We start from the raw sequence: 7,978 nt of genomic DNA on the forward strand, positions 1-7,978 counted from the left end.
TATGCGCATCGGTATCTTCTTTGGTGGCCCCTCGCGGGAGCGCGACGTGTCATTTGCCGGCGGACGTACCGCTTTGGCGAACCTGAATAAAGCCCTGTTCGACCCTGTGCTGGTATTTGTCAGCGGTTGGGGGCGCTTTTATATTGTAGAACCTGAGTTTCTGGAGAACACGTCGATCCGGGCGGCCCTCCCCGAACAAGACGGGTTTTCGGTGTACGATGAATCGCTGGAAGAAGAAGACGTTATTCCAGGCGAGCAGGTTGAACCCGAATGGTTCGAAGACTATTTCGACATGGCCTTTCTGGCTATGCACGGCCCCGACTGCGAAGACGGTGCTATTCAGGGATTGCTCGAATGGCACAAGATGCCCTACACCGGGCCGGGCATTCTGGGGTCGGGTTTGGGAATCAACAAGATTTTGCAGAATAACCTGATTGCCCTGGTGAACGGGCAGCAGAAAAAAACGGCGACCATCACCCGCGACGTGTGGAATCAGGCCGACCAGGGTGCGTTCTTTACCTCGCTGGTAAGCCATCTGGGTCTGCCGGTTGTGGTGAAAGCACCGCATCAGGGGTCGTCTATCGGTGTGGCGATTGTACGGGAGAACGACCTGGGTACGTTCCAGAAAGCCGTTGGCCAATGCTTCTTCACCACCACGCTTAGCCTGTCCGACTGGGCCGCTATGGACGAGCAGGCCAAGCACGAGTATGCGCAGCGCACGGCTACGCTCAGTTCGGCCATTGGGTACCCGCTGATTATCGAAAACACAGGCGAATACGCCATGCACCCCGCGGATTTGATCGAGAAGCTCGATGACGAAGCGGACGAGGATGCGGACCGGATTTTCACACTGGCATCGGTCAACGCCGAAGACGAACTGCTCTTTGAGGAATTCATTAGCGGACAGGAGTTCTCGTGCGGCGTAATTCAAGACGATGACGGTCTGGCCGTAGCCCTCCCCCCCACCGAAATCTATAATGCCGAGGCCTTCGATTACGAAACGAAGTACCTCAACAGCGTTGCCAAAAAGCGGATTCCTGTTGGCACCAGCCTCGAAAACAACCGGGCTATTCAGGTAGGTATCGAGCAGTTATTTACCAAACTGGGCATCAACGTTTATTCACGCATCGACGGCTTTCTGACACCGGAAGGGCCTGCTCGTGGCGACGAACCGGGCGAACCGCAGCGCATTCTGTTCCACGACCCAAACACCATTCCGGGCATGTCGCCGACCTCCCTGATCTTTAAACAGATGGCCGAGATTGGCATGAACCTGAGCGACTCGCTCACGTACCTGATTCGGCAATCGCTGCGCGAACGGATACGCACTGGCAAGGATACGCACCGCCTGAAACAAATGCTGACGGAACTCGACGCCAAGCTGGCTACTCGCAAAGCCACAATGCTCCCCGAGCAGGTCATTCATTTTGGCCCCACCGACGACGATTGGAACCGCGCCAGAGCTGAGTACAACGCGGCGGCGGCACTGGCCGAAACACGTCCGCAACTGGTGTACCTGAAGTCGAAAGTAGAGAATCATGAGGTGCCGGTTTATTTCCTGTTCAAAGACACCATCGCTGACCTGGAAGAAGCCCTGGCATCGCCCCGCCACCCGCTGCTGATCGAAACCCAGGAACGCGCCCGCCACATTACGGAGCGGTACGTGTAGCAGCTGTTTTGTTTACGCAAGGCTTAACGAGGTAAGCCTTGCGTAAACAAAACAGCTACCAGACAGTAAGCTCAATTCAAATCCAGCAGCTCAGGATGGAAGCACTGCTCAAAAAGCTGAACCTCACTAATCAGCAACAGGCGTTGCTGGTCGACGTACCCACAGAATTAGCACCACTGTCGGCTGCTTTTGCTGAGCGCATAGCTGTTTCGCAACAGCCCTCGGCAACCGATAGCGCTGATTTTGTCCTGGCGTTTGTGCAGCAACTGGTTGAGGTCGAACAAATGGCGGACTGGGTAACTGCTCATACTGAAGGCGACGTCGTAGTCTGGCTGGTTTATCCGAAACAATCATCGAAGAAGTACCGCTGCGAATTTAATCGCGACACCGGCTGGGCTTCGTTCGGCGAGGCCGGCTTCGAACCGGTCCGCATGGTTGCCGTTGATAGTGACTGGTCGGCGTTGCGTTTTCGCCGAACCTCCTTCATCAAGACCATGACCCGCAGCCGATCCCTATCTGACGAAGGCAAAAGGCGGATCGGCGGTAAGGCCAACTAGTGGGTCGCTGATCTGTGGCGGTGGGCAGCATCGGCCCGGTTGGTTACTGTTAGCTGACGTACCTCACCCCGCTCCCAGGCGTTAGCACCGGATTGAACAGGCGGGGTAGTAATATCGGCCCGATTCGCCTTTTTCTCTTGCGATGATACCTTGAACCGCTCATCCCGATCGGCTACCAGCCTGGGATCTAGCTGTCCGTCTTTAGTGAAGCCCATCATGATCTGCGGCGGGCCAACAGGCAACGCCAATTCCCTGTCTGTATGCCAGGTATGCGTCGTTTTGCCGTAGGTCGATACCAGCTTTTCCATCAGTTCGTGCTCGGCAGCAAGCGGTAAGCCGGGTCCGATCAACGTACCTGATTTCACTTCGTGACTGTGACTGTGCCACAGCGTCTTCTCCTCAGCAGGTAGGGTCTTGAAAAGCTTTTCGGAAACAATGTATTCAACGCCCATGATCTTGGCGTTCTCTCCGTTGCCATCGAAAATCACGCACTGAATGAGATCGTCGTTGATAACCGAACAGTAATGGTGCGCTTCCATCTGGCTCCGTAGGTCGCCGTTGTAGAAGTGGAAGCCATCGAGATACATGTTCAATTTCGACAACGGTGTTTTGTTCTGCAAGAGATCGGCCCCCGCTTCCAGCGTTTTTGTCTTCCCGGTTTTTTCGGCTCCAGGCGATTGCACATTCGACGAAGTGTTCTCGCCTCCGCAGCCAAACTGACAGGCAAGCAAAACGAACACCGAACTCCGAAACAAAACCGACTGCATATCCCCTCTTCTTTTCCGTTGATTTCCCTGCCACAGAGCGTAACAAGTAGCTGATCAACTAAACCGGTAGCGAGTCGTTAGAATCTGTGAGGGAACTGGGCGCTCGCTCCAGTAGACTGGCTCAGGTCATTTGCCGACCATGTTGATATCTGCTTCATGGCCTACATCGGCAATGCGACAGCCTGTTTTGCTCACGATCAGTAAACCAAACTTATCGGATGAGCAGGATACAGTCATACTGCCGTCTGGCCTATATCTGACAAATTCCAGATTAGTGATTTCCTTTCTGGCATTTCGACTGATCACCTTTACGGCCACTTTAGTACCGAACTCCTGAGACATTTTTATCTCCAGCTTTTTTATCTTTCGATCTGAAAAGGTTTTTTCTACCTGAAACGTAGCGCCATCGAACCCGAACAAGCCGGTGGTGAACAACAAGGAAAGAGATAAAATGACACGGTTCATAGTCGTATGTTTTGGAGGAGATACCTTATCGGTCTGTAGGGTTGGAAAGCAGGCGCATGTACGTTGCACAACCGTTTTTTCATCGGTTAATTACGTACAAGATAGATATCTGTGGAAACAAACCAGTTTGGGTTACAGCATTTTGCCTAAGCGGTACCGATACCCGTAAATTGACATCCATTATCAGTCTGTTACCACCGTATGCGCCGCCTCAGGTACGTATTCGAGCAGATCACCAGGTTGGCAATCCAGTGCTTGGCAAAGGGCTTCGAGCGTGCTGAACCGGATGGCTTTCGCCTTTCCAGTTTTCAGGATAGACAGATTTGCCAGCGTCAGATCAACCTTTTCGGCCAGTTCGGTCAGCGACATCTTCCGTCGCGCCATCATCACATCAACGTTTACAATTATGGGCATGACGATCAGATGGTTAGCTCGTTTTCCTGTTTCAATTGCATGCCGTATTTGAAAACCTGCGCAAGAGCTAGAATGCAGAGGCCGGTTAGCACCATAATTACGTCAGAGGAAGGTGCACTCACACCTAAATTATAGTTCTGTTCGGTAGGTTCACTGATTATAAAGCCATAAGATTCCAGATAATCAGAAGTTCCTACACCAGCCATCCATTTGGTCACTACGTTGAGCATCGTAAATACGAGCAAACCCTGCCCAATTCGGGTAAGTCGGCTAGTCTGCTGTTCATCAAAAACACGTCTATCGGCCAGGCTCTGGAATAATTTCATGAACATGTAACTTGTAAAAATTCCGAGCAGGGCCAGCAGTAACCTGGTACTACCCACTAGCCATAACGGCAATGGAAGTCTTGTTAGATCAACAGGTCCTTTTATTGACAAGTATAATGAGTCATCTACCCGGTCAAGACTTAGCGAGCGAACTGAGTCTTGGACAAGCTCAAAGGTTGGCTTCGACCATTGTTTGAGCTCTTCGCCAGTTTTAGGCATTGACTTTGGCGCTGAAACGATTCCATCAACATTTGCGGTCATCGTCCACCTTCCGCCTTCGGGCAAGCCGAAAGCAATCAGATAAAGTAGAACACCTGCAGATGTGACGTACACAAGGAGTTGCCCATAAAACAGAACCGCGAATAATCGAGCAAGCCAGCGAGGAAGCGATGCGTTTTCCATGTAGTTCAAAGTTAAGTCCGCTGCAAACATCAATAAATTTTTATTGATAAACAATAATTATTTACTGCTTATCAAAATTAAATGGCGTAAATTCAGGTACATTATCGAATGAATTGCAGTACATAAGCCCATCGCTTAACTTCGCCCAGACAAAACCAGTCTTTCCCTTTTTCAGACGTATATGACTACGCAACAACTTGACGCCACGACGCAACAGAACGTTGATACCTGGCTCAGCGGCCCTTACGATGCCGATACGAAAGCCAGCATTCAACACCTGCTCGACAGCGGCAACACCACCGAACTGACCGATTCGTTTTACCGTAGCCTTGAGTTCGGAACGGGGGGCCTTCGGGGCGTAATTGGCGTGGGCTCCAACCGCATGAACCGCTACACAGTTGGTGCCGCCACCCAGGGTTTTGCCAACTACCTCAATAAATCGTTTGCCGGACAGGATATCAGCGTGGCCATCGCCCATGATAGCCGCCGGATGAGCCCCGAGTTTGCCCGGATTGCCGCCGATATTTTCTCAGCCAATAACATCAAGGTGTACCTGTTTTCGGCCCTCCGCCCCACGCCCGAGCTGTCGTTTGCGATTCGGCAACTGGGTTGTCAGGGGGGCGTAGTCGTTACGGCCTCGCACAACCCACCCGAGTACAACGGCTACAAAGTGTATTGGAATGATGGGTCGCAGGTGGTATCGCCCCATGACAAGAATATTGTCGATGAAGTAAGCGCGATTTTGAGCGTCGGTGACATCAAGTTCGATGGCGTTGAAACGAAGATTCAGTTGATCGACGAAGAGATCGACGCGCCGTATATCGAGCGGGTAAAGTCAAACGCGGTAAACCCCGACGTAATTGCCCGGCAGGCCGATCTGAACATTGTCTTCACGCCCATCCACGGAACAGGCATTACGCTGGTACCCCGTGCGCTGGAAGCCATTGGGTTTACCAACGTGAGCGTGGTAGAAGCCCAGGCACAGCCCGACGGCAACTTCCCAACGGTGAAATCGCCGAACCCGGAAGAGCGGGCCGCCATGCAAATGGCCCTCGACCAGGCGCAGGCCCAGAACGCCGACCTGATCATCGCCACTGACCCCGACGCCGACCGTGTGGGAGCCGGAGCCCGGAACCACCACGGCGAGTTTGAGTTGTTGAACGGCAACCAAATGGCCAGCCTCATTATTTTCTACCTGCTGCGGGCCTGGAAAGATGCGGGTAAACTGACCGGCAACGAGTTTGTGGCAAAAACTATCGTTACCACCGACCTGATCGACAAACTGTGCGAGCAGTATGGCGTAACCTGCTACAACACGCTGACCGGCTTCAAATACATTGCCCAGGTGATTCGTGAACTGGAAGGCAAGCAGCAGTTTATCGGTGGCGGCGAAGAAAGCTACGGCTACCTCATCGGCGATTTTGTGCGTGATAAAGATGCCATCGCTTCCTGCACGATGATTGCCGAACTCACCGCCGACGCCAAAGACAAAGGCCTCAGCCTGTTCGATCTGCTGATGGAAATGTATCAGCAGACGGGATTCTACTACGAAGCGCTAGTATCGCTGACCAAAAAAGGCAAAGCCGGTGCTGAAGAAATTCAGCAGATGATGGCCGATTTCCGCGCTAATCCACCCAAAGAAATTGCGGGCTCACCTGTAGTTCGGGTCGATGATTACGATGCGCTAACCAGGCTGGACATGGCTTCGGGGCAGACAACGCAGATCGAGTCAGGTACGTTAGGCATCGAATCGTCCAACGTGCTGCAAATCTTCACAGCCGACGGCACCAAAGTATCGGCGCGCCCATCTGGTACCGAACCAAAGATCAAGTTTTACGTCAGCGTAAACGAGCCGCTCCCAAGCAAAGAAGCTTTTGACGATACCTACGCCGCCCTGAAAGCTAAAGTGCAGCGAGTGATCGACGACTTGAATTTGAAGTAGCAGCAATCAACTACCTAATACCAAAGGCGGTCCAATGTGGCCGCCTTTTTTGTTATCAATCAAATAGCCAGTGAAACCATTTACTCTACTATTCCTATGCTATAAATATAGAACAATACAATACGTCGGCTGTTAATGCTTGCGTTGACCAAAACAGAGGAAGGACTATGGCAAGCAATCACCAAACGTATGTTCATTATTCAGATAGTGTAGAAGTTAAACAACCCAATGAAGACGAACAAACGCGTCAGGTTGTTGAGTCGATGGCCCGGGTGAATCGAATGATGTTCGATAAGCACCGCCACGCCATTCGCGACGCGCACGCCAAGAGTCATGGTATCCTTCGGGCCGACTTACAGATCTACGATCACCTGCCGGAGGAATTGGCTCAGGGTCTGTTCAAAACCCCAAAAACGTACCCAGTTATCATTCGACTGTCAACTGCTCCGGGCGCTATTATGCCCGACGGTCAACCTACGTTCCGTGGTTTCGCAATCAAGGTCATTGGCGTGGACGGTCAGAAATTTTTACCTGATGAAGCCGATGCTGTCACCCAGGATTTTCTGCTCGTCAACCATCCGGTCATTCCAACAGGTACGGTAGAGACATACCTGGAGCAGCAGCTAAAGCTGGAAAAACAGGCTAGTCTGCCCCAGGAAGTACAGACGATACAGTCGCAACTCATCACAGGCGTTAATAAAGCACTGGATGTCGTTGGCTTAAATCTGGAGCCGAACGATCTGGGTGTAGGCAAGCCCAATACCCATATATTGGGCGAGACGTTCTTTACAATGGCCGCGCTACGCTACGGTGATTACATCGCCAAGCTATCTGCCACGCCACTGTCTGACAACGTAAAAGCACTAACAGGTAAGGAAATCGATGCCTCGAATGACTCCGCCCTGCGCGATCTGGTGGTTGATTTCTTTGTGCGTGAAGGTGCCGAATACGAGCTTCGGGCGCAGTTATGCACTGATCTGGACGCAATGCCAGTGGAAGATGGCTCCGTGGAATGGTCCCAGGAAAAGAGTCCGTATCAGCCAATTGGCAAGATCATTATTCCAGCCCAAAACGCATACAGTCCCGCCCGACGGGTTTATGCCGACGATGTACTGACATTTAACCCGTTTCACTGTTTGCCAGCGCACCGGCCATTGGGCAGCATCATGAGGGCTCGTCAGCTAGCCTACGAAACGTCCAGTCAGTACCGTCACAAAATGAATGCACAGCCTAAGATCGAGCCCAAAAGCATTGACGAGCTGCCTGATTGAACCGATACGATGTACTTTATCTAGCCACGATTGGTTCGCGAACTTGGCGAAGGGCCTGTCTCGCGAACCAATCGTGAACAACTATACTTGACAGGCGCACGTAGAAAAGACCTGTCAGCTCTTTCAGTATTACTTCAACGTGATACTGGTACTGTCACGAATCAA

Annotated in this window: 8 protein-coding genes; 4 read left to right on the forward strand and 4 right to left on the reverse strand. The window is 51.9% G+C overall.

Translation table 11 applies throughout. The annotated features are described in order from the left end of the window. Window position 1: 1 nt before the first annotated feature. Both F7231_RS26520 and F7231_RS26525 read left to right on the forward strand, forming a co-directional pair. Entirely contained in the window at window positions 2-1,669 is a 1,668-nt protein-coding gene (locus F7231_RS26520) for a D-alanine--D-alanine ligase family protein (RefSeq protein WP_166694248.1), read from the forward strand. A gap of 95 nt (window positions 1,670-1,764) precedes the next feature. Further along, window positions 1,765-2,226, forward strand: a complete 462-nt coding sequence (locus F7231_RS26525) for a hypothetical protein (RefSeq protein ID WP_166694249.1) — start codon at window positions 1,765-1,767, stop codon at window positions 2,224-2,226. Here F7231_RS26525 and F7231_RS26530 read toward each other — a convergent pair. The 4 genes from F7231_RS26530 to F7231_RS26545 form a co-directional block, all read right to left on the reverse strand. Beyond that, the gene (locus tag F7231_RS26530) at window positions 2,223-2,993 is read right to left on the reverse strand and encodes an OBAP family protein (RefSeq protein ID WP_166694250.1); all 771 of its coding nucleotides are present in this window, start codon (window positions 2,991-2,993) and stop codon (window positions 2,223-2,225) included. The genes F7231_RS26525 and F7231_RS26530 overlap by 4 nt on opposite strands. Before the next feature lie 126 nt (window positions 2,994-3,119). After that, complete coding sequence (locus tag F7231_RS26535) at window positions 3,120-3,458, reverse strand: hypothetical protein (RefSeq protein ID WP_166694251.1); 339 nt, start codon at window positions 3,456-3,458, stop codon at window positions 3,120-3,122. Window positions 3,459-3,641: 183 nt separating this feature from the next. Then, window positions 3,642-3,872, reverse strand: coding sequence for a helix-turn-helix domain-containing protein (locus F7231_RS26540; protein ID WP_166694252.1), 231 nt, complete (start codon window positions 3,870-3,872; stop codon window positions 3,642-3,644). Window positions 3,873-3,877: 5 nt separating this feature from the next. Beyond that, a complete protein-coding gene (locus tag F7231_RS26545; RefSeq protein WP_166694253.1) occupies window positions 3,878-4,600 on the reverse strand; it encodes a DUF2975 domain-containing protein in 723 nt (240 codons plus the stop codon). A 181-nt stretch (window positions 4,601-4,781) separates the two neighbouring features. Here F7231_RS26545 and F7231_RS26550 point away from each other — a divergent pair, with 181 nt between their 5' ends. Together F7231_RS26550 and F7231_RS26555 are read left to right on the forward strand one after the other, a co-directional pair. Further along, window positions 4,782-6,542 (forward strand): phospho-sugar mutase, encoded by a 1,761-nt coding sequence (locus F7231_RS26550; RefSeq protein ID WP_166694254.1) that lies wholly within the window; start codon window positions 4,782-4,784, stop codon window positions 6,540-6,542. Between the two features lie 167 nt (window positions 6,543-6,709). Next, entirely contained in the window at window positions 6,710-7,813 is a 1,104-nt protein-coding gene (locus F7231_RS26555) for a catalase family protein (RefSeq protein ID WP_166694255.1), read from the forward strand. Window positions 7,814-7,978 lie beyond the last annotated feature (165 nt).

The sequence above is a fragment of the Fibrivirga algicola genome, from assembly GCF_011742925.1.
Taxonomy (GTDB): Bacteria; Bacteroidota; Bacteroidia; order Cytophagales; family Spirosomataceae; genus Fibrella; species Fibrella algicola.

What these genes read in the sequence shown, in the direction of transcription:
- F7231_RS26520 (WP_166694248.1), top strand. Translation starts at nt 2, where the DNA reads ATGCGCATCGGTATCTTCTTTGGTGGCCCCTCGCGGGAGCGCGACGTG.
- F7231_RS26525 (WP_166694249.1), top strand. Translation starts at nt 1,765, where the DNA reads ATGGAAGCACTGCTCAAAAAGCTGAACCTCACTAATCAGCAACAGGCG.
- F7231_RS26530 (WP_166694250.1), bottom strand. Translation starts at nt 2,993, where the DNA reads ATGCAGTCGGTTTTGTTTCGGAGTTCGGTGTTCGTTTTGCTTGCCTGT.
- F7231_RS26535 (WP_166694251.1), bottom strand. Translation starts at nt 3,458, where the DNA reads ATGAACCGTGTCATTTTATCTCTTTCCTTGTTGTTCACCACCGGCTTG.
- F7231_RS26540 (WP_166694252.1), bottom strand. Translation starts at nt 3,872, where the DNA reads ATGCCCATAATTGTAAACGTTGATGTGATGATGGCGCGACGGAAGATG.
- F7231_RS26545 (WP_166694253.1), bottom strand. Translation starts at nt 4,600, where the DNA reads ATGGAAAACGCATCGCTTCCTCGCTGGCTTGCTCGATTATTCGCGGTT.
- F7231_RS26550 (WP_166694254.1), top strand. Translation starts at nt 4,782, where the DNA reads ATGACTACGCAACAACTTGACGCCACGACGCAACAGAACGTTGATACC.
- F7231_RS26555 (WP_166694255.1), top strand. Translation starts at nt 6,710, where the DNA reads ATGGCAAGCAATCACCAAACGTATGTTCATTATTCAGATAGTGTAGAA.